The 23,715-nt window shown below is 67.8% G+C and carries 21 protein-coding genes; 11 read left to right on the top strand and 10 right to left on the bottom strand.

All coding sequences use genetic code 11. The features are described 5' to 3' along the window. Positions 1-23: 23 nt before the first annotated feature. The 5 genes from GOC52_RS20170 to GOC52_RS20150 form a co-directional block, all read right to left on the bottom strand. Positions 24-3,233: an efflux RND transporter permease subunit gene (locus GOC52_RS20170; protein WP_191850340.1), complete on the bottom strand. Its 3,210-nt coding sequence runs from the start codon at positions 3,231-3,233 to the stop codon at positions 24-26. Between the two features lie 10 nt (positions 3,234-3,243). Continuing rightward, a complete protein-coding gene (locus tag GOC52_RS20165) occupies positions 3,244-4,449 on the bottom strand; it encodes an efflux RND transporter periplasmic adaptor subunit (protein WP_191850338.1) in 1,206 nt (401 codons plus the stop codon). Then, positions 4,446-5,699, bottom strand: coding sequence for a TolC family protein (locus tag GOC52_RS20160; protein ID WP_191850336.1), 1,254 nt, complete (start codon positions 5,697-5,699; stop codon positions 4,446-4,448). Before GOC52_RS20160 ends, GOC52_RS20165 begins: the two co-directional genes overlap by 4 nt. Before the next feature lie 55 nt (positions 5,700-5,754). Then, positions 5,755-6,087 carry a hypothetical protein gene (locus GOC52_RS20155; RefSeq protein WP_019337929.1) on the bottom strand — a complete coding sequence of 111 codons (333 nt, stop codon included), beginning with the start codon at positions 6,085-6,087 and terminating at the stop codon, positions 5,755-5,757. A gap of 227 nt (positions 6,088-6,314) precedes the next feature. Further along, entirely contained in the window at positions 6,315-6,704 is a 390-nt protein-coding gene (locus GOC52_RS20150; protein ID WP_191850334.1) for a RidA family protein, read from the bottom strand. Between the two features lie 108 nt (positions 6,705-6,812). Between GOC52_RS20150 and GOC52_RS20145 the strand changes: the two genes are divergently transcribed. Beyond that, a complete protein-coding gene (locus GOC52_RS20145; RefSeq protein WP_191850332.1) occupies positions 6,813-7,706 on the top strand; it encodes a LysR family transcriptional regulator in 894 nt (297 codons plus the stop codon). A 55-nt stretch (positions 7,707-7,761) separates the two neighbouring features. After that, the gene (dnaQ, locus tag GOC52_RS20140; protein WP_049436013.1) at positions 7,762-8,271 is read left to right on the top strand and encodes a DNA polymerase III subunit epsilon; all 510 of its coding nucleotides are present in this window, start codon (positions 7,762-7,764) and stop codon (positions 8,269-8,271) included. A gap of 12 nt (positions 8,272-8,283) precedes the next feature. Here dnaQ and GOC52_RS20135 read toward each other — a convergent pair whose 3' ends face one another. After that, a complete protein-coding gene (locus GOC52_RS20135; RefSeq protein WP_191850330.1) occupies positions 8,284-9,498 on the bottom strand; it encodes a glycosyltransferase in 1,215 nt (404 codons plus the stop codon). A 278-nt stretch (positions 9,499-9,776) separates the two neighbouring features. Between GOC52_RS20135 and rpmB the strand changes: the two genes are divergently transcribed. The 6 genes from rpmB to GOC52_RS20105 all read left to right on the top strand — a co-directional run bounded on the left by rpmB (position 9,777) and on the right by GOC52_RS20105 (position 16,146). Then, positions 9,777-10,013: a 50S ribosomal protein L28 gene (gene rpmB, locus GOC52_RS20130; protein ID WP_005411638.1), complete on the top strand. Its 237-nt coding sequence runs from the start codon at positions 9,777-9,779 to the stop codon at positions 10,011-10,013. A 10-nt stretch (positions 10,014-10,023) separates the two neighbouring features. Beyond that, on the top strand, positions 10,024-10,191 hold the full coding sequence (rpmG, locus tag GOC52_RS20125; protein WP_170272460.1) for a 50S ribosomal protein L33: 168 nt from the start codon (positions 10,024-10,026) through the stop codon (positions 10,189-10,191). 192 nt (positions 10,192-10,383) lie between these two features. After that, a complete protein-coding gene (gene cls / locus GOC52_RS20120) occupies positions 10,384-11,802 on the top strand; it encodes a cardiolipin synthase (protein ID WP_191851494.1) in 1,419 nt (472 codons plus the stop codon). Between the two features lie 45 nt (positions 11,803-11,847). Further along, the gene (locus GOC52_RS20115) at positions 11,848-13,269 is read left to right on the top strand and encodes an FAD/NAD(P)-binding protein (protein WP_191850328.1); all 1,422 of its coding nucleotides are present in this window, start codon (positions 11,848-11,850) and stop codon (positions 13,267-13,269) included. Positions 13,270-13,278: 9 nt separating this feature from the next. Continuing rightward, entirely contained in the window at positions 13,279-15,471 is a 2,193-nt protein-coding gene (uvrD, locus tag GOC52_RS20110; protein ID WP_191850326.1) for a DNA helicase II, read from the top strand. A 120-nt stretch (positions 15,472-15,591) separates the two neighbouring features. Beyond that, complete coding sequence (locus tag GOC52_RS20105; RefSeq protein WP_019337921.1) at positions 15,592-16,146, top strand: hypothetical protein; 555 nt, start codon at positions 15,592-15,594, stop codon at positions 16,144-16,146. 88 nt (positions 16,147-16,234) lie between these two features. Here GOC52_RS20105 and GOC52_RS20100 read toward each other — a convergent pair whose 3' ends face one another. Beyond that, complete coding sequence (locus GOC52_RS20100) at positions 16,235-16,381, bottom strand: hypothetical protein (RefSeq protein ID WP_191850324.1); 147 nt, start codon at positions 16,379-16,381, stop codon at positions 16,235-16,237. 183 nt (positions 16,382-16,564) lie between these two features. On the opposite strand from GOC52_RS20100, the gene GOC52_RS20095 reads away from it, so the two are divergent. Next, positions 16,565-17,011: a universal stress protein gene (locus GOC52_RS20095; protein ID WP_005411629.1), complete on the top strand. Its 447-nt coding sequence runs from the start codon at positions 16,565-16,567 to the stop codon at positions 17,009-17,011. A 132-nt stretch (positions 17,012-17,143) separates the two neighbouring features. Here the strand turns inward: GOC52_RS20095 and GOC52_RS20090 are convergent, their stop codons facing one another. After that, complete coding sequence (locus tag GOC52_RS20090) at positions 17,144-17,428, bottom strand: DUF2782 domain-containing protein (protein WP_005411628.1); 285 nt, start codon at positions 17,426-17,428, stop codon at positions 17,144-17,146. 98 nt (positions 17,429-17,526) lie between these two features. Here GOC52_RS20090 and polA point away from each other — a divergent pair, with 98 nt between their 5' ends. After that, complete coding sequence (gene polA / locus GOC52_RS20085; protein WP_191850322.1) at positions 17,527-20,301, top strand: DNA polymerase I; 2,775 nt, start codon at positions 17,527-17,529, stop codon at positions 20,299-20,301. Between the two features lie 328 nt (positions 20,302-20,629). Further along, positions 20,630-21,109, top strand: a complete 480-nt coding sequence (locus GOC52_RS20080) for a DUF421 domain-containing protein (RefSeq protein ID WP_049454188.1) — start codon at positions 20,630-20,632, stop codon at positions 21,107-21,109. A gap of 78 nt (positions 21,110-21,187) precedes the next feature. Here the strand turns inward: GOC52_RS20080 and GOC52_RS20075 are convergent, their stop codons facing one another. Next, on the bottom strand, positions 21,188-22,708 hold the full coding sequence (locus GOC52_RS20075) for a hypothetical protein (RefSeq protein ID WP_191850320.1): 1,521 nt from the start codon (positions 22,706-22,708) through the stop codon (positions 21,188-21,190). A 95-nt stretch (positions 22,709-22,803) separates the two neighbouring features. Further along, complete coding sequence (hemF, locus tag GOC52_RS20070) at positions 22,804-23,700, bottom strand: oxygen-dependent coproporphyrinogen oxidase (protein WP_010482345.1); 897 nt, start codon at positions 23,698-23,700, stop codon at positions 22,804-22,806. Positions 23,701-23,715: the final 15 nt, after the last annotated feature.

The following is a 23,715-nucleotide window of genomic DNA, read 5'->3' as shown; positions in this document are numbered from 1 at the left end:
GGAAAGGGCTCCGACCCCCAACCTCAGCCGATCGCCCGCGGCTTGGCCACGCGCGCGGCAAACGTCGGCAGCACCAGCAGGGTCAGCACGGTGGCGGTGATCAGGCCACCGATCACCACCGTCGCCAGCGGCTTCTGCACTTCCGCGCCGGAACCGCTGGCAATCGCCATTGGAATGAAGCCGACGATCGCCACCAGCGCCGTGGTCAGCACCGCGCGGATGCGGCTGGAGGCACCGTTGATCGCCGCCTGCAGCGGCACGTCACCGGCATCCAGGCGCTCGCGGATCGCCTGCATCAGCACCAGGCCATTCAACGTGGCCACGCCGGAGACGGCGATGAAGCCGACCGCCGCCGACACCGAGAACGGCATGCCACGCAGCAGCAGTGCGAGGATGCCGCCGACCAGCGCCAGCGGTACGCAGCTGAACACCAGAATGGCTTCCTTGCCGCTGCGCAGGGCCATGAACAGCAGGCTGCCGATCAGCAGGAACACCACCGGCACCACCGTTGCCAGTCGCTTCTCCGCGCGCTGCAGGTTCTCGAACTGGCCACCCCAGGTCAGGTAGGCGCCTGGCGGCAGCGCTACGTCCGCTACTGCGGCCTGCGCCTCGCCGACGAAGCCACCCAGGTCACGCCCACGCACATTGGCCTGCACCACCACGCGGCGGCTGCCGTTGTTGCGGCTGATCTGGTTCGGCCCTTCGCTGACTGTGATGCGGGCGACCGACGACAGCGGAATCACCAGCCCCGACGGCGTGGCGATCGGCAGTGACGCGAGCTGGTCCGGATCGTTGCGCGAGGCATCGTCCAGGCGCACCACCACGTTGAAGCGGCGATCGCCTTCGAAGATCTTGCCGGCCGCAGTACCGCCGATGCCGGTGGACAGCGCATCACTCACGTCCGCGGCGGTCAGCCCGTACTGCGCCGCCGCCACGTGGTCGATCGCCACGTTCAGCGTGGGCAGGCCGGAGATCTGTTCCACCCGCACGTCGGCCGCGCCATCCACTGCACGCAGCTTCAGCGCCACCTGGTCGGCCACCTTCTGCAGCTGGCTGAAGTCATCGCCGAAGATCATCACGGCCAGGTCGGTACGCACGCCGGAAATCAGCTCGTTGAAGCGCAGCTCGATCGGCTGGCTGAACTCGAAGCTGTTGCCCAGCTGCTGCCCGGCCAGTTTTTCGAAGCGCGCCACCAGTGCGTCCTTGCCCAGCTTCGGATCGGGCCAGTCCTTGCGCGGCTTCAGCACGATCACGCTGTCGGAGATGTTGGTCGGCATCGGGTCGATCGCCGCCTCGGCGGTACCGGTACGCGAGAACACGGTCTCTACTTCCGGCTGCTTGGCGATCGCTTTTTCCAGTGCCAACTGCATCGCCAGCGACTGCTCCAGCGAGGTCGAGGGCACGCGCAACGCCTGCATCGCCACGTTGCCTTCGTCCAGCGTCGGCATGAATTCGCGGCCCAGCAGCGAGAACGAACCGATGCCCACCACCACCATCATCACCGCGCCGGCCAGCACCGTGCGCGGATGCGCCACGGCCTTCCGTACCACCGGCTCGATGCGCGCGCGCAGCACGCGGATCAGCTTGGTTTCGTGCTCGCCATCGTCTGCATGGGCGTCACCGTCTTTCACCTTGGGCTCGCGCACCAGCAGCGCGGCCATCGCCGGCACGAAGGTGAAAGAGAAGAGGAAGGCACCGACCAGGGCCAGCATGAAGGTGGCCGCCATCGGGTGGAACGTCTTGCCCTCCACGCCTTCCAGCGTGAGGATCGGCGCGAACACCAGCAGGATGATCAGCTGGCCGAACGCCGCCGGCCGCGCCATCTTCATGGCCGAATCGGCGGCCACGCGCAGGCGTTCCATCGCGGTCAGCGCACGGCCCAGTTCGGCGCGGCGCTGGCCCAGCATCAGCAGGGTCGACTCGACTACGATCACCGCGCCATCCACCAGGATGCCGAAGTCCAGCGCGCCCAGGCTCATCAGGTTGCCGCTGATGCCGAAGCGGTTCATGCCGATCACTGCGAACAGGAACGACAGCGGAATCACCAGCGCGGTGATCGTCGCCGCTCGCAGGTTGCCCAGCAGCAGGAACAGCACCACCACCACCAGCAGCGCGCCCTCGGTGAGGTTCTTGGCAACGGTCTTGATGGTGGAATTGACCAGCACGCTGCGGTCCAGCACCGGCGCCGCCACGATGTCGGCCGGCAGCGATTTGTTCACCTGTTCCAGGCGCGCCGCAGCAGCCTGGGCCACGGTGCGGCTGTTGCCACCGGCAATCATCAGCGCGGTGCCCAGCACGGCTTCATGGCCGTTGCGGCTGGCCGCACCCAGGCGCGGGGCGCGGCTCAGGTCGACGTCGGCCACATCGGCCACGCGCACCACCACGCCATTGCGGGTCGCCACCGGGGCCTGCGCCAGGTCGTCGGTGGTCAGCGCCAGGCCGTCAGCACGTACCACCAGGCCCTCGCCGGCACGCTGTACGAAACCGGCACCGGCCTGTACGTTGGAACGCTGCAGGGCAGTGACCAGATCGGCCAGGCCGAGGCCGTGCGCGGCCAGCCTGGCGCTGTCCGGATGCACGCCGTATTCCTTGACGTAGCCGCCGACCGTATCGACGCCGGCCAGCCCCGGACTGGAACGCATCTGCGGCGCGATGATCCAGTCCTGCACGGTGCGCAGGTAGGTCGCACGTTCTTCGGGTGTACGCAGCAGATTGCCTTCCGGCGTGCGGTAGACCTCGCCGGCCTGCCAGCCCGCTTCATCGGGCTTGGCCAGTTTGGCTGGATCGAACGTGGTGAAGTCCACCGTCCACATCAGCACCTCGCCGAGGCCGGTAGTGACCGGCGACAGCATGGGCGATGCGCCATCGGGCAGGTCATCGGCCGCTTCGCGCATGCGCTCGGCCACCTGCTGGCGGGCAAAGTAGATGTCGGTGGCATCGGTGAAGATCGCGGTCACCTGCGAGAAGCCATTGCGCGACAGCGAACGGGTGGTGGTCAGGCCGGGAATGCCGGCCAGCGCGGTTTCCAGCGGATAGGTCACCTGCCGCTCGATCTGTTCGGGCGTCAGCGCCGGTGCCACCGTGTTGATCTGCACCTGGCGGTTGGTGATGTCCGGCACCGCGTCGATTGGCAGCTTGCCCAGCTGGAACAGGCCCACAGCGGCGATCAGCGCGGCCATGAACACCACCAGCCAGCGGTGGCGCACCGCTGTTTCAATGATCAGCTTGAACATGGTCGCCTCCTCAGTGGCCGTGCTCGGCTTCGCCCTTGGCCAGTTCGGCCTTGAGCAGGAAGGCGTTGGCACCGACGATGCGTTCGTTGCCGGTCAGGCCCCCGAGGATCTCGATACGGTCGCCGGCGCGACGCCCGGCCAGTACCGGCTGCGCCTTGAAGCCGCCTTCGACGGCGACGAACACCACACTGCTGCCATCGACGTTCTGCACCGCATCGGCGGGCACGCTGAGCGAACCGTCCTGGCCTTCGGTGACCACCACCGCCGATACCGGCGAACCGGCCGGCGGCAACGAGGCATCGACCGGCGTGGCGCGGATCACCGCGACGCCGCCCTGCTGGCGGACATCGGCGGCCGAGCCGGTGACGGTGGCGGTGAAGCTGCCACCCGGCACACTCACTTCCAGCTTCATGCCCGGCGTGACCTGCGCGGCCAGCGCCGGCGGTGCGGTGAACACCAGCTCGTTCATCGCCGGATCGGCGACGTCGGCCACGGCGCTACCGGCGGCGACCACGCCACCCGGGGTGACCTGCACGTTGCCGACGATGCCGGCCACCGGGCTGGTGATGCGCACGCGGCCACTGGCATCGGGCGCACCGTTGGCGGCGGCCTGCGCCTGCGCGGCGGCCGCCTGCGCCTGTGCCGCCAGCGAGCGTGCACGCGAGGCTTCCATTTCCTGGCGCGCGACCACGCCCTGGTCGACCAGCGCCTTGTCGCGGCCATAGGCCAGGCGTGCGGCCTCGGCTTCGGCCGATGCGGCCAGCGCATTGGCACGGAACACCGCCGCTTCGCCGCTGACCACGATGGCCAGTGCCTGGTTCTGCTTCACCGCCGTGCCCGGTGCGACCAGCACGCGTTCAACGCGGCCGGTCACGGTGGAGGCCACCGAGGCACGCGCACCGACCGAGGGCTCGACCCGGCCGGCGAGGCGGGTTGAACCACCACCGCCGCGACCGACGGCAACCACTTCGATACCGGAGGCCTTGATCTGCTCCGGGGTCAGCTGCACCACGCCTTCATCGGCGTCCGCCGGCGCCTTCGCGGTTTCTGCCTTGGCTTCCTTGCTGTCGGCGGCATGACCGTGGCCATCGTCGGTGCCGGCCTTGGCCGCAGCGGGATCTTCATTCGCCGGCGTCTGCGCGTTGCCGGCGCAGCCAGCCAGGAACACGGTCAGCAGGAGGCCGCCGATCAGGGGAAAGGAACGGGAGAGAGTCATGGGGCCTCCACAAAAGGTGCGCGCCCTTCCAGGCGGGCAAGATCGATTTCCGCGGCGACGCGCGACAGGCGCGCATCCACGGCGGTGCCGCGGGCGGCGATGAGGGCGCTGCGCGTGCTGCGCAGTTCCAGCTGCGAGATGCGTCCGGCGTCGAAGCCGACGCGCGCAAGGCGATACGCCTCTTCGGCGGCGACCACGCTTTCATCGGCGGCACGGGTACGGCTGCCGGCGGCCTTCAGCCCGGCCACGGCGGACAGGCGCTCGGCCTCGCTGTCGCGGCGCTGCTGGTCCAGGCGCGCTTCGGCCGCGCGCTGGTCGGCATTGGCGGCGCGGATGCCGCCACGGTTGCGGTCGAACAGCGGGATGCTGAGGCTGAGCCCGAGGTTGTAGGCGCGCTCGCCGCCTTCGCGGAAGCGGGTCTGCGCGGCGGTGACACTGAGGTCGGGCAGGGCGCGTTTGCGCTCCACGTCCACCAGCTTGCCCGCCGCATCGGCTTCGGCTTCGGCGATGCGCACTGCCAGTGCGGTATCGGTGGCACCGCGCGGCAGCGGCGGGGCGCGGTCGAGCAGGCTGTTGTCGATCGACTGCACCGGTGCATCCAGCAGCGCGGTACCGGCCAGGCGCGCCAGCGCGGCATCGCGGAAGGCCTGCGCCTCATCCAGCGCCGCGCTGGCGTTGGCCACTTCGCTCTGTGCCTGCACCGCGCGCAGCTGCGGTTCGCGGCCCTGCTTGACCATGGCGTTGACGGCGTTGGCGTCATCGCGGGTCAGTGACAGTGCTTCCTCGGCCAGGGTGTAGCGGCGCAGTGCACTTTCCGCCTGTGCATAGACCACCGCCAGCTGGCTGGCCACGTCGCTGCGACTCTGCGCGCCACGCAGGTTGGCCGCCTGGGCCTCGGCACGGGCGGCGCGGACGCGCGCGCCACGCTGGCCCCAGACCTCCAGCGGCTGGGACAGGGTGAGCACGGTGTCGGCCTTGCCCATGCCACGGTAGGTGCCGGAGCCCCAGGCGTTTTCGGCCGACCAGGAAAGGGAGGGATTGGGCAGCGCACGGGCCTGGTCGGCGCGCGCATCGGCGGCCTCGGCCAGTGCCGTACCCACACGGGTGCCGGGCAGCTGGTCCAGGCGTTCAAGCAGGGTGTCGTAGGAGGGGGCGGCTTGCGCCATCACCGATGCCGCCGGGGCCAGGCCCAGCAACACGGCGACGACCAGCCCGGCCGCACGCGGCGACCGAGGTGTCAGGATCGACATAGGGGATTCCGGTTGTGAGTGAAACGGGAGCCCGCAATCGCGGGACGCGCTCAACTCACGCCCGGGGTGGACGCGTCAATTCATCCTGGGCGACCGCATAGGTCGCCGCATCGCCCGCACTCATCCAGCGCGCCGGCAGTGGCGCCCCGAAGGCGGCGATCGTGTGCGCCGGCAGGCTCAGGTTGGAGTGGTGGCAGTGGTTGTGGCCACAGGCACCGACATGCTTGCCGTCGGTATCGCCATCGGCATCCGGTGCGGATTCCACATGCACCGTGCTGGCATGCGGTTCCACCGTGCACGCCAGGGCATCGGCCACCGGCACGACCACGAATGCCGCCATCAGCAGCATCAGCAGGGTCGAACGGAGGTGGCGGGTGATCCAGCGCATGAAGGGGAGGCTAGCAAGCGGTTTTCGCCGGATACAATATCAATGGCCGCTTCGGGAATTCGTCGGAATCTCCCGTTCAGGTGGGCGGCCTGGGGACTTCTGCCCTGGCGGGTGCCGACCTTGGCCGGCACGCTTTTCGGCCCGTGGGGTCGGACACCGGGCTGCGCGTCTGTAGAGCCGAGCCTACGCTCGGCTGCTTTCGCACGACCAGCCGAGCATGGGCTCGGTCACGGCAGCTTCGCGATCACCTTGATCTCGAACTGGAACCCATACAGCCAGGTCACGCCGATACCGGTCAGGGTCGGGTGCGGCGCCTCGCCCCAGTACTCGGGCACGATCGCCCAGACCTTCTCGAAGTTGGTTTCCGGATCGACCAGGAACACGGTCACGTCGATCACGTCATCGAACGTGCAGCCTGCGGCAGCCAGCACCGCATTGAGATTCTCGAAGGCACGGCGCACCTGCGCCTCGAAGTCCGGCTCGGGCGAACCGTCCTCGCGGCTGCCGACCTGGCCGGAAACGAACAGGAAGCCATCGGACCGGATCGCCGGCGAATAGCGGTTGCGCTCGTACAGGGCCTGGCGACCGGCGGGGAAAACGACATCACGCTGTGACATGGGGAAGATCCCGTGGGAGAGAACGCCATCCTCCCCGCGAGTGCTGTCTGGATAAACCGCGATGATCGGCCTAGATTGATTGCAAATCCCAAACAATCACGGCCAGCCATGGACCGTTTCGAGGCGATGCGGGCCTTTGCCCGCGTGGTGGAAACCGGCAGCTTCACCCGCGCCGCGCAGACCCTGCAGATCAGTCGCACCACGGTGACCCAGCTGGTGCAGCAACTGGAGGCGCACCTGCGGCTGCGCCTGCTCAACCGCACTACGCGCCGGGTCAGCGTCACCGCCGATGGCGCGGCCTATTACCCGCGCATCGCCCGCCTGCTGGCCGAACTGGAAGAGGTGGAAGGCGGGCTGGGCGACGCAGCTACCCAGCCGCGCGGGCGTCTGCGCGTGGATGTGCCCGGGCCCTACGCGCGGTTGCAGCTGGTACCGGCGCTGCCGGAGTTCCAGGCGCGCTACCCGGAGATCCAGCTGGATATCGGCGTCAGCGACCGCGAGGTCGATGTCATCGCCGACAACGTCGATTGCGTGATCCGTGGTGGCACCCCGGCCGACCCAGCGCTGGTGGCGCGGCCGCTGGCGGCGCTGCCGATCGGTTTCCACGCCAGCCCCGGCTATGTGCAGCGCTTCGGCCTGCCGACAGACCCACGCGCGCTGGAAGGGCCCGATCACCACATGGTCGGCTTCCTCAGCCCGCGCAGTGGCCGGGCGCGGGTGTTCAGCGCGCAGCGCGGCGATGAACGCGTTGAGGTGCAGGGCCGCTATACGGTCGGCTTCGATGACGGCAACGCCTATCTGGCCGCAGCGCTGGCGGGCCTGGGCGTGGTGGCGCTGCCCAGCTACATGGCCGAGCCGCATGTGGCGCGTGGCGAACTGCTGCCGGTGCTGCAGGACTGGCAGCTGCCGCCGATGCCGATGCACGTGATGTTCCCGCCGACCCGGCACATGAGCCAGCGGCTGCGGGTGTTCATCGATTGGGTGGTGGAGGCGCTGGGGTGACACACACGGGGCGTGCGAAAATCACCACAGCACGCAAAAGAAAACAGCCTCACGCATGAGTCGCATCGTCGCACTGGATACCGAAACCACCGGCATCTCCCACCGCCTGGGGCACCGGGTGATCGAAATCGGTGCCGTCGAACTGATCGATGGCCAGCTCACCGGCCGCCAGTTCCACACCTACCTGCAGCCGCAGCGCAGGGTCGATTGGGGCGCGCAGCGCGTGCATGGCATCAGCGATGCGATGCTGGTGGGCAAGCCGCTGTTCTCCAGCAAGGCCGCCGAACTGCTCGACTTCCTGCGCGGCAGCGAGATGGTCGCGCACAACGCCACCTTCGACGTGGGCTTCCTGGACAACGAGCTGCGCCTGGCTGGCATCCCCGGCACGCTGGCCCAGCATTGCCGCATCACCTGCAGCCTGAAGCTGGCGCGGGGGCGCTGGCCCGGCCAGGGCAACAAGCTGGACGATGTGCTGCAGCGCCTGCGCATCCCGGGCAACCGTGGTCTGCATGGCGCGTTGAAGGATGCCCATCTGCTGGCCCAGGTGATTCCGCACCTGCGCTGAGGCTGGGCGCTGTTACACCGGCCGCAACCAGCGCTCGATCATTGTCACGCCGCGTGCCACCCCATCTTCATTGCGCATCGCCGCACCCAAGGCAGCAGCGCGTGCACGTGTTGCGTCGTTCTCAGCAAAAGTGATGGCCGCTGCAAGCGTTGCTGCGTCCAGCCGCTTCGCTGACAGCGGCGCCGGTGCCACCCGCAACCGATACAGGCGATCGGCCCAGAAGAACTGATCTGCGGCGAACGGCATCACCAGCGAGGGAATGCCGGCGCGGCAGGCCGAATGGGTGGTGCCGCTGCCGCCATGGTGGATGACGAGTGCGCAACGCGGGAACAGTGCTTCGTGTGGGGTCGGGCCCAGTACGAAGACAGAATCGGGCAAGCGCATCGCAGGCAGTCCCACCCAGCCGGGAAACAGCAGGACACGGCGCGGTGCCAGCGCCTGCAGCAGGGCCGGCAACACGCGCTCGCGATCAAAGCCGGTCATGCTGCCAAAGCCGAGGTAGACCGGCGGCGGGCCGGCATCGAGGAAGGCCTGCAGATCGGCCGGCGCCGTCCAGGGCGCATCAGGAAGCCGCCATTGACCACAGACGATGTGGTCGGCCGGCCAGTCCGCCGGTGGCGGCAGCAGCTGCGGCGAGATGCCATAGAGCATCGGCAGGCCGGACCACAGCGAGCGGCGCGGCGATTGCCCCAGCTGCTTGCGGGCCGCGTTGATCGGCCGGCGGAACTGGCGCCAGATCAGGCCGTTGACCAGCCCGTAGCTGGCGCGGTTCAACCAGCCTGGCGAGCGTCCGGGCGGCAGGAACGGGGAGCGAAAGGCCCGCGTCGGGGTCAGCGGAATCATGCCGGTGCCGATGACCGGCAGCCCCCGGCGTTCGCCCACGCTCATACCGACAAAGGCCGCCAGGCCACCGGTCAGAATCGCATCGCAGCCTTCGGCAGCGGCATTGGCCTGGCGCATCCAGCCGCTGACATGCTGCAGCGCCATCCGTGCCAGTCCGTTACTGGCTGCGGCAACACCGTTGCCACGCGAGACCAGCGCGACCACTTCGTCATGGATGTCACCTTCAAGAGCCGCATGGGGCACCTTCAGCGCCTTCGCGCTGCCCAAGGTGCCGCCATCGGCCAGCAGTGTCACCTCATGGCCTGCGCCGATCAGCCCATGGCAGAGCATGGCCAGTGGGCGGGTATCGCCTTCGGTTCCGTAGGTCAGGGCCAGCAGCCGCATGGAAAGCTCCGCAGCGATCCGCGGCAGTATGCCGGTTGGCGTGCTGCAGCCCCGGCGCATTCAGCCCCGGCCTGTGGGTAACTTGCGCAAGTGCTTGAACCCGTGCATAATGCGCGGCTCGCTGTGTCCGGTTTTCTACCGGGCGGCGCCCCCGGGAGCACGTCCCCGGCCGCCCAACGCCAGCGTAACCCTTTGATTCTCTTGACGTGTGGTGGGCAACCATCGAGGCCGCCGTCTCCCGGGCTACGGGCTGACACAACTTACTATCGAGGTGCGCAATGTCCCGCGTATGCCAGGTTTCCGGCAAGCGAGTGCAGACGGGTAACAACGTCTCGCACGCCAACAACAAGACCCGTCGTCGTTTCCTGCCGAATCTGCACGAGCGCCGCTTCTGGGTTGCCAGCGAAAACCGCTGGGTGAAGCTTCGTGTTTCCGCGCATGCACTGCGCACCATCGACAAGAACGGTATCGATTCCGTTCTGGCTGAGCTGCGTGCGCGCGGCGAAAAGGTCTGAGGAGTAGACGATCATGGCAGGCAAGCGCGATAAGGTCCGTATGATTTCGACCGCTGGTACCGGTCACTTCTACACGACCGACAAGAACAAGAAGAACACCCCGGGGAAGATGGAATTCTCCAAGTACGATCCGGTCGTGCGCAAGCACGTCCCGTACAAGGAAGGCAAGATCAAGTAATCCGCAAGGATTGCTGGTCGCTTCCGAAGAAACCCGCCCTCGTGGCGGGTTTTTTCATGCCCGACGGTGGGGCCGGTGGGTGCCTGTGGGTGTCGACCTTGGTCGACACGCTGGTTCAACGCAGTCGAGCGCGGCTCGACTCTACACACCCCGCTGGGCAGAATGGCCCATCACCTCCCGACGGGCGACGCGATGCTGTTCGAGTGGTTGCTGGGTTCGTACCTGCTGCTGATCGACTGGCTGATCCGGCTGGTCGCGCTGTGCTGGATTCCCACCCGCACCACGCCGGGTGCGGCGCGCAGCTGGCTGCTGCTGGTCGGCTTCGTGCCGCTGCTGGGCCTGCCGCTGTACCTGCTGTTCGGCCACCCATGGCTGTCGCGCGAGCGCATCCGCCGCCAGGCCGAGGCCTCGCAGGTCATCCGCGAGGAACAGGCGCTGCAGCATCGCCTGCGCTGGACCCCGCAGCCGGACACCGCCAGCGCCGAGATCGTGCCGCTGGTGCAGCGCCAGGGCGATTTCATGCCGGTGCACGGCAATGCGGTCGATCTGCTGACCGACTACGACGACTCGCTGCACACGCTCATCGCCGACATCGACCAGGCCGAAGACCGCGTGCACCTGCTGTACTACCTGATGTTCGACGATGCGGTCGGTGAGGCCATCGTCGAGGCGCTGCAACGTGCGGCTGCACGTGGCGTGCAGTGCCGCGTGCTGCTCGATGCGGTGGGCGCCAAGCGCGGCCTGCGCGCCTACCGCAAGCGCCTGGAAGCGCGCGACATCGAAGTGCGCGCAATGCTGCCCGGTGGCCTGCGCTGGCGCCGCAGCGGGCGCATGGACCTGCGCAACCACCGCAAGATCGCGGTGATCGACAACGAAGTGGCCTATGTCGGTTCGCAGAACCTGGCCGGCCCGCAGTTCGTGCCCGGCCACCCGAACCGCGAGCTGGTGGCGCGCGTGCGTGGCCCGGCGGTGGCGCACCTGGAGGCGGTGTTCGCCAGTGACTGGTACATGGAAACCGGCCAGCGCCTGGACGTGATTGCCGACGTGCCCGAGTGCAGTGATGACATCGCTACCCAGCTGCTGCCCAGCGGCCCGGCCTACCCGTACAGCAACGCGCGCGATGCGGTTGCGGCGCTGATTCATCTGGCGCGGCGCCGGCTGGTGATGGTGACCCCGTACTTCGTGCCCGACGAGGCCACATTGAGCGCACTGCGTATCGCCGCATTGTCCGGCGTGCAGGTGCAGCTGATCCTCTCTGCCAGCAACAACCAGCGGCTGACCTCGTGGGCGCAGGAGGCGTACTACGACGAACTGCTGCGTTGCGGCGTGCGCATCGCCCTGTACGAACCGCAGTTCCTGCACGCCAAGCACATGAGCGTGGACGAGGACATCGCCGTGCTCGGCTCGATCAACATGGATATCCGTTCGTTCGCGCTGAATGCCGAGATCGGCCTGATCTGCTACGACCACGCGCTGGTGAAGCAGTTGTGCGGGATCGAGGATGGCTACCTGCGTGAATCGCGGCAGCTGGATCTGCAGCAATGGCGCAAGCGTCCTGCCTGGCGGCGCAGCCGCGAGGGCATCGCACGCTTGGCCGATGCGTTGATGTGAGGCGACGGTAACCGCCCGCTTCGGCAATCCGGCCTGTCATCGCCGATGGCCTACAATCGGTGCATGACTGATTCACCGCGTAATGGCGAACTGGACCTGGCGATCATCGGTGGTGGTGCAGCCGGGGTGCTGGTGGCGATCCAGGTACTGCGCCAGGCCCACGCGCCGCTGGCGCTGGCCATTTTCGAACCCGCCTCGCAGCTGGCCCAGGGTATCGCCTATGCCACGCCGTGGCCGGAGCACCTGCTGAACGTGCCGGCGGCGAAGATGAGTGCGTTTGCCGACCAGCCCGGCGATTTCCTCGACTACCTGATGGCCGCCAACGCCTACCCGGGCGAAGCGCGCGAGGTGCTGGGCGAGCGCTATGTGTGCCGCCACTTCTTTGCCGCCTACCTGCAGCAGCGCCTGCAGGAGGCCATTGCCGCCAGCCCGGCGCAGCTGCAGGTGATCGCGCAACCGGTGCTGGGCCTGCAACCGGATGACCACGGCTACCAGCTGGCACTCGGCGATGGCGGCACGCTGCAGGCCGCGCAGGCGGTGCTCGCCACCGGCAACAGCATGCGGCCGCTGCCGGTGGCCGGTGCCGAGGCACTGCCCGCCGACGACGTGATCGAGGCCTGGGACTACGACGGTGTGCGTACCTTGGCCGGCGAACAGGCCGTGGCCATTGTCGGCTCCGGCTTGAGCATGGCCGACACCGTGCTGGCGCTGGTCGCCGCCGGTCACACCGGGCCGCTGCATGTGATCTCGCGCCATGGCCTGCTGCCGCTGCCGCACGCGCACGGCGGCCTGCCCAGCTTCGATCCGGCGGTGCTGCTGCCGATGAACCTGCGCCAGCGCCTGCGCGCGCTGCGCAGCTTTGCCCGCCAGGCGCACGCCGACGGCCTGCCGTGGCAGGGCGTGATGGACCGCATCCGTCCGCATGGCCAGGCGCTGTGGTGCAGCCTTGATGAGGCCGACCAGCGACGCTTCCTGCGCCATGTGGTGCGCTACTGGGATGTGCATCGCCACCGCATCGCCGAAGAGGTGGACGCGCAGCTGCAGGCCCTGCAGGACAGCGGCCAACTGCGTATCCACCGGTCCCGCCTGCAGCGCGTCTGGCGCGACGGCGATGCGCTGCAGTTGTCGGGCCGCGATGCCTCCGGCAATGAACAGCAGTGGACGATCAGCGGTGTGATCAACGCCACCGGCGTCGAAACCCGCGCCAGTGCGCTGCGCAATCCGTTGCTGCAGCAGCTGCAGGCCGATGGGCTGGCCCGCCCCGGCCCGCATGGGCTGGGCCTGGACAGCACGGTGCCGGGCGGCCGCCTGCGCGCCGCCGGTGGCCAGCCGCAGGCGCGGCTGGGCGTGCTCGGCAGCCTGCGCATCGGCAGCCTGTGGGAAAGCCTGGCGGTGCCTGAACTGCGTCAGCAGGCGCAGGCGCTCGCCACCGAAGTGATCGCAGGAGCCGCGACGGCGATGCCGTAAAATGGGGGCATGGATGTCTCCCACCTGCTTGATGGCCTGAACCCGGCCCAGCGCGAAGCCGTCTCCGCTCCCCCCGGCCACCACCTGGTGCTGGCCGGTGCCGGTTCCGGCAAGACCCGCGTACTCACCCACCGCATCGCCTGGCTGCATGAAGTCAATGGCGTGCCGACCCACGGCATTTTCGCGGTGACCTTCACCAACAAGGCGGCCGGCGAAATGCGCCACCGCATCGATGCCCAGCTGCCCAACGGCAGTCGTGGCATGTGGATCGGCACCTTCCACGGCCTGGCCAACCGCCTGCTGCGCCTGCACTGGCAGGACGCCAAGCTGCCCGAAGGCTTCCAGGTGATGGACTCGGACGACCAGCTGCGGCTGGTCAAGCGCGTGGTGCAGGCGCTGGAACTGGACGACGGCAAGTACCCGGCCAAGCAGATCGCGTGGTGGATCAACGCACAGAAGGACGAAGGCCGCCGCCCGCAGCACATCCAGCCCGAGCCGCACGATGCGTGGCTGGAAACCATGCGCCAGGCCTACATCGAATACCAGGCGCGCTGCGACCGCGCCGGCCTGGTCGACTTCGCCGAGCTGCTGCTGCGTGCGCACGAACTGCTGCGCGACAACCCCGCGCTGCTGTCGCATTACCGCGCCCGTTTCCGCGAAATCCTGGTGGACGAGTTCCAGGATACCAACGCCATCCAGTACGCCTTCGTGCGCGTGCTGGCCGGTCACGAAGGCCATGTGTTCGTGGTCGGCGACGATGACCAGGCCATCTACGGCTGGCGTGGTGCCAAGGTCGAGAACGTGCAGGGCTTCCTGCGCGATTTCCCTGGCGCGCAGACCATCCGCCTGGAGCAGAACTACCGCTCCACCGCCAACATCCTCGGTGCCGCCAACGCGGTGATCGCGCACAACCCGGATCGCATCGGCAAGCAGCTGTGGACCGACAGCGGTGACGGCGAGCCGATCGATCTGTACGCCGCGTACAACGAGATGGACGAGGCGCGCTACATCGTCGAGCGTGCCCGCCAGTGGGTGCGCGATGGTGGCAGCTACACCGAAGTGGCCGTGCTCTACCGCAGCAACGCGCAGTCGCGCGCGCTGGAAGAAGCGCTGCTGAGCGAACAGGTGCCGTACCGCGTGTATGGCGGCATGCGCTTCTTCGAGCGTGCCGAAATCAAGGATGCGCTGGCCTACCTGCGCCTGCTGTCCAACCGCAACGATGACGCGGCGTTCGAGCGCGCGGTGAACACCCCCACGCGTGGCATCGGTGACCGCACGCTGGACGAAGTGCGCCGCGAGGCGCGCGCACAGGGTATTTCGCTGTGGGAAGCGACCATGCTGGTCACCCAGGGCAGCGCGCTGGCCGCACGTGCGCGCAATGCGCTGGCCGGCTTCCTGGTGCTGGTCAACGAGCTGCAGGCACAGACCCTGCACATGACCCTGGCCGAGCGGGTGGACCACGTGCTGGCCCGCTCGCAGCTGCGCGAGCACTGGAGCAAGGAAAGCCGCAACGCGCTGGACTCGGAGTCGCGTACCGACAACCTCGACGAACTGGTCTCGGTGGCCTCGCGCTTCGTGCGTCGCGCCGACGACATCGAGGAAGTAGGCGAGGACATGGACGAGCTGGTCGCGTTCCTGGCCTATGCCGCGCTGGAGGCCGGTGAGGGCCAGGCGCAGGCGGGCGAGGACGGCGTGCAGTTGATGACCCTGCACTCGGCCAAGGGCCTGGAATTCCCGCTGGTGTTCCTGGCCGGCCTGGAAGAAGGCCTGTTCCCCAGCGCACGTTCGCTGGAGGAAAGCGGGCGACTGGAGGAAGAGCGCCGCCTGGCCTACGTGGGCATCACCCGCGCGCGCCAGAAGCTGGTGCTGAGCTATGCCGAATCGCGCCGTATCCACGGCCAGGACAACTACAGCCTGCCGTCGCGCTTCCTGCGCGAGATTCCGCGCGAGCTGCTGCACGAGGTGCGCCCGAAGGTGCAGGTCTCGCGGCCGGCCTCGATGGGCGCCAGCCGGGTGATGGGCCATGCCTCGATCGAAGCGCCGCCGGTCAAGCTCGGCGCGCTGGTCACCCATCCCAAGTTCGGCGAAGGCATGGTGACCGACTACGAAGGCAGCGGCGCCCACGCCCGCGTGCAGGTCGAGTTCGCCGACGCCGGCAGCAAGTGGCTGGTGATGGCCTACGCCAACCTGACGGTGATCTGATCACCGTCGAGGGGCGGGAACTCCTGTAGAGCCGAGCCATGCTCGGCTGCTTTTACCGCCAAAAGCAGCCGAGCATGGGCTCGGCTCTACAATAGGCGGCACTTCTTCCAGGAACGCCCCATGACCGAACCCACGCTGCACGTCACCGTGAAGTTGAACGCCCGGCTGCAGCCGGAGCATCGCCACGAACTGTTCGAGGATCCGCTTGACGCGCTGCTGCAGGCGGCCCAGGTGGGCGAGCTCACCGGCGGCGGCACCGCGATGTCGGATCTGGGTGAGGTCGAATACGGCGACATCGAAGTGGCACTGGTCGGTGCGGATGGCGTGCCGAAGCTGATCGACCTGCTGGAACAGCTGGGCGCGCCGAAGGGTTCGCAGCTGCAGGGGACTGGCGAGGCTGATCGCAGCTTCGGCGTGACCGAGGGCCTCGGCATCTACCTGGATGGCCTGAATCTGCCGGACGAAGTCTACGAACAGTGCGATTCCAACCACGTATTCGAACAACTGTCGGAGAACATCGACGGCCTGGGCGAGATCTGCAGCTGGTGGCAGGGCCCGACCGAAACCGCGCTGTACATGTATGGCGAATCGTTCGAGGCGATGCGTGATGCGATTGCCGAATTCGTGGCCAGCTATCCGCTGTGCCAGAACGCACGCGTGGTGCAGATCGCCTGAGGGTGGGCCTGATGTAGAGCCGAGCCCATGCTCGGCTGCTTTTCCCGCCAGTAGCATCCGAGCATGGGCTCGGCTCTACAGAAGCCGGCTATCGGCCGGCCGACTGCCGGGCGTTGTCGCGCTGGGCAAGATCTTTGCCCAGGTAATAACCGCCGCAGAACAGCACGAAGGCGGCGATGAGGCTCCACAGGATGATCCTGAGCGGGGAGCGTGATGTCGGCTTGCCGTCCTGCATGCGGGTTCTCCCAAGGCAGCGCGGCGCCGCCTACCCAGCTTGCGCCGCAGTGATCGGGTACGCAAGCCGGCGGTGCGCACACGCGACTGCATGGCGCCGGATTGATCCTGCTCAAGGCGCAGCCTGCACATCCGGTGTGTAATGGTGTCGTTCCCATCTGGCAGATCGCCACGGAGCCCCACCATGTACAAGCGCATCCTGATTGCCACCGACGGGTCCGAGCTGGCCGACAAGGGCCTGGCCAAGGGCCTGGAGCTGGCCAAGGACCTCAACGCCGAGGTCGATATCGTGACTGTGTCCGAGCCGTGGGCCGTCGGCATGTACGACGCCATGGGCTGGAGCGTGGGCTACATGAACAGCCCGGAGTACAAGGCCGACCGCGAGGAAGGCGCGCAGAAGGTGCTGCAGCCGGCGCTGGCCAAGGCCGCCGAGCAGGGCATTACCGCCAACCCGGTGCATGTGCTGGACCGCTACGCGGCCGACGGCATCATCGAGACGGCGGGCGAGCGCAACAGTGATTTGATCGTGATGACCTCGCATGGCCGCCGTGGCGTGACCCGCGTGCTGCTGGGCAGCCAAACTGCCGAGGTGCTGGCGCGCAGCACGCTGCCGGTGCTGGTCATCCGCTGATTCAAGCGTTCCCGGGGAGGGGACCCGACGCCGGCCGCAGGATGCGCGCCGGCGTTGTTTTTTTGTGGTGGCCGGGGTGAATCCACGCATGGCGTGGATCTACTGGATCGCAGGGATCCGTCCCTGGTCACATCACCAGCTGTACAGCTTCCAGTACACCGGCGACACGCCATCCTTGTCGTTGTCGAAACGGCCGTCGCCGTTCTTGTCGTACATGTAGAACGGGGCACCGCGCGACGGGGTCACCTTGACCATACGCAGCTGGCCGGACACGCGGTATTCCTCGATGACATCGCCGTTGTCCATGGTGCGCTTGGATACATCCGCGCCCTTGACGTCCACCGGAGGAGCGCCCGCACCACCCATGCTGGCGCAGCCAGCGAGCAGGAGCAGGGAAGCCAGCATCAGGGTCTTCATCGGCGGGGGCCTTTGCCTGGAAAGAGTCTTGATTATGCCCCATCGCCGGGCGCCTGCCGTGTCGCCGCGATGCAGGCACGGGCGCGTAGAATCGACCCATGAGCAGATTAGTCCTGATCGACGGGTCCAGTTACCTGTACCGCGCGTTCCACGCGCTGCCGCCCCTGTCCAATGCACAGGGCGAACCCACCGGTGCGCTGTTCGGCGTGGTCAACATGCTGCGCTCGACACTGAAGGAGCGCCCAGCCTACGTGGCGTTCGTGGTCGATGCGCCCGGCAAGACCTTCCGCGATGACCTGTACGACCAGTACAAGGCCAACCGCCCGCCGATGCCCGATGAGCTGCGCAGCCAGGTCGAGCCGATGTGCCGCATCGTCGAGGCGCTGGGCATCAGCATCCTGCGCATCCCCGGCGTGGAAGCCGACGATGTGATCGGCACGCTGGCCCTGCAGGGCGTGGCGCAGGACCTGAAGGTGACCATCTCCACCGGCGACAAGGACTTCGCCCAGCTGGTGCGCCCGGGCATCGAGCTGGTCAACACCATGACCGGCAGCCGCATGGATTCGGACGCGGCGGTGATGGAGAAGTTCGGCGTGCGCGCCGACCAGATCATCGACCTGCTGGCGCTGATGGGCGATACCGTCGACAACGTGCCGGGCGTAGAGAAGTGCGGGCCGAAGACCGCCGCCAAGTGGCTGGCCGAGTATCAGCACCTGGATGGGGTGATGGCGGCCGCGCCGACCATGAAGGGCAAGATCGGCGAGAACCTGCGGGCGGCGCTGGAGCGGCTGCCGCTGAACCGCGAGCTGGTGACCATCCGCACCGACGTGGAGCTGGACGCCAGCCCGACCATGCTGGCCCTGCGCGAGCAGGACGTGCCGGAGTTGACCGAGCTGTATGCGCGCTACGGCTTCACCCAGGCGCTGAAGGAGCTGGGTGCACCGCTGCCGGCGCCGACGGCCGCCAGCGAAGCAACGCCGAGCCTGCGCGGTACGGCAGCAGGCTTTGCCCGCGGCAGCGCCGAGGCACCGGCAGCGGGCACGCTGGATCCGGCGCTGGCCGCGCCAGGTGAATACGAGACCGTGCTGACCGCCGAGCAGCTGCAGGCCTGGGTCGAGCGCCTGCAGCAGGCGGACCTGATCAGCTTCGATACCGAAACCGATGCGCTGGACGCGATGCGTGCGCGCCTGGTCGGCGTCAGTCTGGCGGTCGAGCCGGGCAAGGCCGCCTACATTCCGGTCGGCCACGATTACCCGGGTGCGCCGGCCCAGCTGCCGATGCAGCAGGTGCTGGATGCGCTGCGCCCGATGCTGCAGGACCCGGCGAAGAAGAAGCTGGGCCAGCACGGCAAGTACGACCTGCACGTGCTGCGCCGTCACGGCGTGGACGTGCAGGGCTACCACGACGACACCATGCTCGAGAGCTTCGTGCTCAATTCCACCGCCACCCGCCACGACATGGATTCGCTGGCCCTGCGCTATCTGGGCTACAACACCATCAAGTTCGAGGACGTGGCCGGCAAGGGCGCCAAGCAGATTCCGTTCTCGCAGGTGGGCATCGACGAAGCCAGCCGCTATGCGGCCGAGGACGCCGACATCACCTTGCGCCTGCACCGCGCGCTGCAGCCGCAGCTGCTGGCCGAACCGGCACTGGACAGCGTGTACCGCGACATCGAGATGCCGCTGGTGCCGGTGCTGACCAGCATCGAAGCCAACGGCGTGCGGGTCGACACCGACGAACTGCGCCGGCAGAGCCAGGACCTGTCCTCGCGCATGCTGGCGGCGCAGCAGAAGGCCACCGAACTGGCTGGGCGCAGCTTCAACCTGGATTCGCCCAAGCAGCTGCAGGCGGTGCTGTTCGACGAGCTGAAGCTGCCGGCGGTGGTGAAGACCCCGAAGGGCCAGCCCAGCACCAATGAAGAGGCACTGGAGGCGATTGCCGACCAGCACGAACTGCCGCGCGTGATCCTCGATTACCGCGGCCTGGCCAAGCTGCGCAGCACGTACACCGACAAGCTGCCGGAGATGGTCAACCCGGACACCGGACGCGTGCACACCAGCTACCACCAGTCCGGTGCCGCTACCGGCCGCCTGTCCTCGTCGGACCCCAACCTGCAGAACATCCCGATCCGCACCGAAGATGGCCGCCGCATCCGCCGCGCGTTCATCGCCCCGGAGGGCTTCCAGCTGCTGGCCGCCGACTACTCGCAGATCGAGCTGCGGATCATGGCCCACCTGTCCGAGGACCCGGGCCTGGTGCGCGCGTTCGAGCAGGGTGCCGACGTGCACCGTGCCACCGCCGCCGAGGTGTTCGGGCGTACGCTGGAGGACGTGACGCCGAACGAGCGCCGCGCCGCCAAGGCGATCAACTTCGGGCTGATGTACGGCATGAGCGCCTTCGGCCTGGCCCGCAACCTGGGCATCGACCGGGGCCAGGCGCAGGACTACGTGGCGCTGTACTTCAGCCGCTACCCGGGCGTGCGCGACTTCATGGAGCGGATGCGCCAGCAGGCGCGTGACCAGGGCTATGTAGAGACCCTGTTCGGCCGCCGCCTGTACCTGAACGACATTCATGCACGTAACCAGGGCCTGCGCGCCGGTGCCGAGCGTGCTGCGATCAACGCGCCGATGCAGGGCACCGCCGCCGACATCATCAAGCGCGCGATGGTGGACGTGGACCAGTGGCTGCGTGACAGCGGGGCACCAGCACGGATGATCCTGCAGGTGCACGATGAACTGGTCTTCGAAGCCGAAAGTAGTTTCGTTGAAGACTTGCGTTTGCAGGTGGTGGAGCGCATGTCGCAAGCGGCCAAACTGCGGGTGCCGCTGGTGGTCGATACCGGCATCGGCAACAACTGGGACGAAGCACACTGAGGGTGTTTCAGGCCGAAAACGACGTGAATTCGTTCATTCGTCAGAGGTTTCTGACTCGATCATGAATGTTGCCCTGATCGAGGTTCATTAAATTGGGCCCCTTCACGAACCGTTAGTGTTCGGAGTGCTTCTATAACTCTCGACAGGCGCAACGCCTGTTGTGGATCTCTCCCATCCCCTGGAGCAGATCTCGGAACGGGGACTCCTCCCCAAGTGCCCGTTCCCCGGCCCCGTTGACCTCCCCCTGGTCAGCGGGGCTTTTTATTTGCGCCGTTGCCAGACGCCATGGCCTGCGCCACGCTGGGCCACCGCTCCGCAGGGGAAGACCATGCCCGACCTGTTCGCACTGGCAATGCCGTGGTGGGAGTTCATCCTGCGCGCGGTGGTGGTCTATGTCGTGGTGCTGGGCATGGTCCGGCTCAGCGGCAAGCGCCCGCTGGGGCAGATCACCCCGTTCGACGTGCTGCTGGTGGTCCTGCTGGGCAACGCGGTGCAGAACGCGCTGCTGGGCACCGACACCTCGCTGGGCGGCGGCCTGTTGCTGGCGGCCACCCTGATCCTGCTCAACTACGGGGTGGGCTGGGTGAGCACCCGCAGCCGGCGGATCGAGCGCCTGGTTGAAGGAGAACCGGTGGTGATCGCGCGTGATGGGCGCCTGTTCGATGCCGTTCTGCGCCGCGAGCAGGTCACCCGTGCGGATTTCGAGGCCGCCATGCGCCAACAGGGCGGCCTGGGCGTGGAGGATGTCGAGCTGGCCCTGCTGGAGATCAACGGGCACATCACCATCATTCCGAGGAAGAGCACCTGACCTTGTAGAGCCGAGCCCATGCTCGGCTGCCTTGCGTCCGGAGCCGAGCGTGGGCTCGGCTCTACAGGTGCATGAGCCTCAGGGCGCGGCTTCGGCCTTAAGCGCCGGCCAGTTGCGGGTGGCGTCCACATCACAGGCCACGTGCGTGCCTTTGCCATCCTTCGCGCAGATCGCAGCCATGGCTTGCGGGATCTTCGGGTCTGCGGTGTGCGAATACACCGATGCCAATGCCAGGCAGCCTTCGCGCACGCCCGCGCCGCACAGGGTCTCGAAGTAGGGCAGCGACGCGGCCCATTTTTCGGACTCGAACAGCGCTTCGCCGGCCACCTTGCAGCCGAGCAGCTTGCCATCGGTGCAGCAGGCCTTTGCGCCGTCCTTGCGTGCCAGGGTCGGGCAATCCAGCGGCAGCGGAATTTCCACGAAGGCCACAGGCGGCTTGCAGCTGGCGCTGCCTGTGGTCGGCTTGCGCTCGTAATAGGCAAAACGGTCGCCGCTATCGATGCTGGCCAGGTTGCCGTTCTGCAGCGGCTGCAGTACGAAGTCGCTGCCGACATCGCGACGGATGAAGATACGGCCGTCCTGCAGGCGCGCGCGCATGCGCTGGTCGCGACCCTCGGCCTCAACCAGGCCGCCATCAAGGAAGCGCAGCTGCGAGAGCACGCCGTATTCGGCTTCAAAGCTGCCACAGGGCAGTGCGGTGGCCGGCACCGGGGCCAGTGCAGCGGCTGGTGCGGTGGCCAGGCTGGCAAGTGCCTTGGCGCGGCCGCAGGCCACGCCGTCCGCGCGCTGCGCGCACGACAGCTGCAGTGCTTCGTGGGCCTGTGAAAGGCGTCCACCACTCCACAGCACCTCGGCAACGTCGGCGCAGAAGGTCTCGCCGTGCTGCTGCCGGCACAGTGCGGCCAGCTCATCGAGCTGCGCCGACGGCAACGCAGGGTCGACCGCATGCTGCAGCCCGAGCAGGGACTTGCCGATCATCTCCAGCCCGATCACCTCGGCGATCGCCCGGCAGCCCTCGGCGTTGAAGGATGCGGAATCCTCCTTGCAGATCTCCGGTTTCGGCGGCTCGGCTCGTGCAGGCGCGGGGGCTGCGTCCTTGGCCCGCTGCTGGTAGGTCTCCAGCAACCGCATGCAGGCTGCGCCCACGCCCTCGGCACACCAGGCGTGCAGTTTCACGGGTGCGGCCTCCGGCAGCGCCTCCAGGCACTCGGAGGTGTTCATCACGCAACCGTCTTCGATGGGCTCCGGCATCGTCCTGCAGGCGGCGGCGTGCTCACGGGTGAACTCGCGATAGGGCGTGCTGATCGTGCGGTCGTTGTCCGAGAAGTACCAATTTTCCAGCTGGCCTGTGGACAGGTTGCCGGTACCCAGCACGTCCTCCTGGCGGGCGATGCGCAGCTCCTCTGTCGCCTGGTAGGGGCCGGACAGGAAGCCGTGGCCTTCGCTCTCGAGGGTCAGCGTGGTGTTGCCGCTGCTGTCCCTGTATGTGCCGCAGGCCATCGACTGCGCGGCGGCCGGCAGGCTGGCCGAGGCCAATGCAAGCAACAGCAGGGAGCGCCAGCCCGCAGCGCGGGGGCGAAGGGAAACAGCAGCAGGCATGGGGTCATCCTTGAAAGAAGTGGGGCAGGGCCTGTCCGGTGCGGGGCGCACCGCAGGCGGGGAAGGCGCCACGCGTCAGGCGTGGCGCCGGAAGATCAGAGCCAGTCGCGCGGCACCAGGTAGTCGGCCAGGCGCGCCTCGGCGCTGCCGGCCTCCGGGCTGAAGCCGTATTCCCAGCGTACCCGCGGCGGCAGGCTCATCAGGATGCTCTCGCTGCGGCCACCGCTCTGCAGACCGAACAGCGTGCCGCGGTCATAGACCAGGTTGAATTCCACATAGCGGCCGCGACGGTACAGCTGGAACTCGCGCTCGCGTTCGCCATGCGCGGTGTCCTTGCGTTGCTGCACGATCGGCAGGTAGGCCTGAAGGAAGCCATCGCCGACCGCACGCAGGTAATCGAAATCGCGCTCGAAGTCGCCGTGCAGGTCGTCGAAGAACAGGCCGCCAACGCCACGCGTTTCATTGCGGTGGCGCAGGAAGAAATACTCGTCGCACCAGCGCTTGTGCGCGGCATAGCGTTCCTCGCCGAACGGCGCACACAGGTCGCGTGCGACCCGGTGCCAGTGCTGCACGTCTTCGTCGAACGGATAGAACGGCGTCAGGTCGAAGCCGCCACCGAACCAGCTGGCCACCACTTCACCGTCGCGTTGCGCCTGGAAGAAGCGCACATTCGCGTGGGTGGTCGGCACGTAGGGGTTGAGCGGGTGGAACACCAGCGACACGCCGGTGGCGCGCCAGGAGGCGCCGGCCAGTTCCGGGCGGTTGGCCGAGGCCGATGGCGGCAGGCGGCTGCCGGCCACGTCGGAGAAACCGATGCCGGCCTGCTCGAACACCGCACCGTCACGCAGCACGCGGGTGCGCCCGCCACCGCCCTCGGCCCGCTGCCACAGGTCTTCCTGGAAGCGGGCCTGGCCATCGACGGCCTCGATCGCCGCACAGATGCGGTCCTGCAGGTCGGTGAGGTAGGCGCGCACGCGCTCGAATTCGTTCATGGCGCGTACTTTACC

It is taken from the genome of Stenotrophomonas sp. SXG-1 (genome assembly GCF_014083965.1).
Classification (GTDB): Bacteria; Pseudomonadota; Gammaproteobacteria; order Xanthomonadales; family Xanthomonadaceae; genus Stenotrophomonas; species Stenotrophomonas geniculata.
The sequence above is the reverse complement of the archived record's forward strand: the minus strand, read 5'-3'. Positions and strand labels throughout refer to the sequence as shown.

What these genes read in the sequence shown, in the direction of transcription:
- GOC52_RS20170 (WP_191850340.1), bottom strand. Translation starts at nt 3,233, where the DNA reads ATGTTCAAGCTGATCATTGAAACAGCGGTGCGCCACCGCTGGCTGGTG.
- GOC52_RS20165 (WP_191850338.1), bottom strand. Translation starts at nt 4,449, where the DNA reads ATGACTCTCTCCCGTTCCTTTCCCCTGATCGGCGGCCTCCTGCTGACC.
- GOC52_RS20160 (WP_191850336.1), bottom strand. Translation starts at nt 5,699, where the DNA reads ATGTCGATCCTGACACCTCGGTCGCCGCGTGCGGCCGGGCTGGTCGTC.
- GOC52_RS20155 (WP_019337929.1), bottom strand. Translation starts at nt 6,087, where the DNA reads ATGCGCTGGATCACCCGCCACCTCCGTTCGACCCTGCTGATGCTGCTG.
- GOC52_RS20150 (WP_191850334.1), bottom strand. Translation starts at nt 6,704, where the DNA reads ATGTCACAGCGTGATGTCGTTTTCCCCGCCGGTCGCCAGGCCCTGTAC.
- GOC52_RS20145 (WP_191850332.1), top strand. Translation starts at nt 6,813, where the DNA reads ATGGACCGTTTCGAGGCGATGCGGGCCTTTGCCCGCGTGGTGGAAACC.
- dnaQ (WP_049436013.1), top strand. Translation starts at nt 7,762, where the DNA reads ATGAGTCGCATCGTCGCACTGGATACCGAAACCACCGGCATCTCCCAC.
- GOC52_RS20135 (WP_191850330.1), bottom strand. Translation starts at nt 9,498, where the DNA reads ATGCGGCTGCTGGCCCTGACCTACGGAACCGAAGGCGATACCCGCCCA.
- rpmB (WP_005411638.1), top strand. Translation starts at nt 9,777, where the DNA reads ATGTCCCGCGTATGCCAGGTTTCCGGCAAGCGAGTGCAGACGGGTAAC.
- cls (WP_191851494.1), top strand. Translation starts at nt 10,384, where the DNA reads ATGCTGTTCGAGTGGTTGCTGGGTTCGTACCTGCTGCTGATCGACTGG.
- GOC52_RS20115 (WP_191850328.1), top strand. Translation starts at nt 11,848, where the DNA reads ATGGCCTACAATCGGTGCATGACTGATTCACCGCGTAATGGCGAACTG.
- uvrD (WP_191850326.1), top strand. Translation starts at nt 13,279, where the DNA reads ATGGATGTCTCCCACCTGCTTGATGGCCTGAACCCGGCCCAGCGCGAA.
- GOC52_RS20105 (WP_019337921.1), top strand. Translation starts at nt 15,592, where the DNA reads ATGACCGAACCCACGCTGCACGTCACCGTGAAGTTGAACGCCCGGCTG.
- GOC52_RS20100 (WP_191850324.1), bottom strand. Translation starts at nt 16,381, where the DNA reads ATGCAGGACGGCAAGCCGACATCACGCTCCCCGCTCAGGATCATCCTG.
- GOC52_RS20095 (WP_005411629.1), top strand. Translation starts at nt 16,565, where the DNA reads ATGTACAAGCGCATCCTGATTGCCACCGACGGGTCCGAGCTGGCCGAC.
- GOC52_RS20090 (WP_005411628.1), bottom strand. Translation starts at nt 17,428, where the DNA reads ATGAAGACCCTGATGCTGGCTTCCCTGCTCCTGCTCGCTGGCTGCGCC.
- polA (WP_191850322.1), top strand. Translation starts at nt 17,527, where the DNA reads ATGAGCAGATTAGTCCTGATCGACGGGTCCAGTTACCTGTACCGCGCG.
- GOC52_RS20080 (WP_049454188.1), top strand. Translation starts at nt 20,630, where the DNA reads ATGCCCGACCTGTTCGCACTGGCAATGCCGTGGTGGGAGTTCATCCTG.
- GOC52_RS20075 (WP_191850320.1), bottom strand. Translation starts at nt 22,708, where the DNA reads ATGCCTGCTGCTGTTTCCCTTCGCCCCCGCGCTGCGGGCTGGCGCTCC.
- hemF (WP_010482345.1), bottom strand. Translation starts at nt 23,700, where the DNA reads ATGAACGAATTCGAGCGCGTGCGCGCCTACCTCACCGACCTGCAGGAC.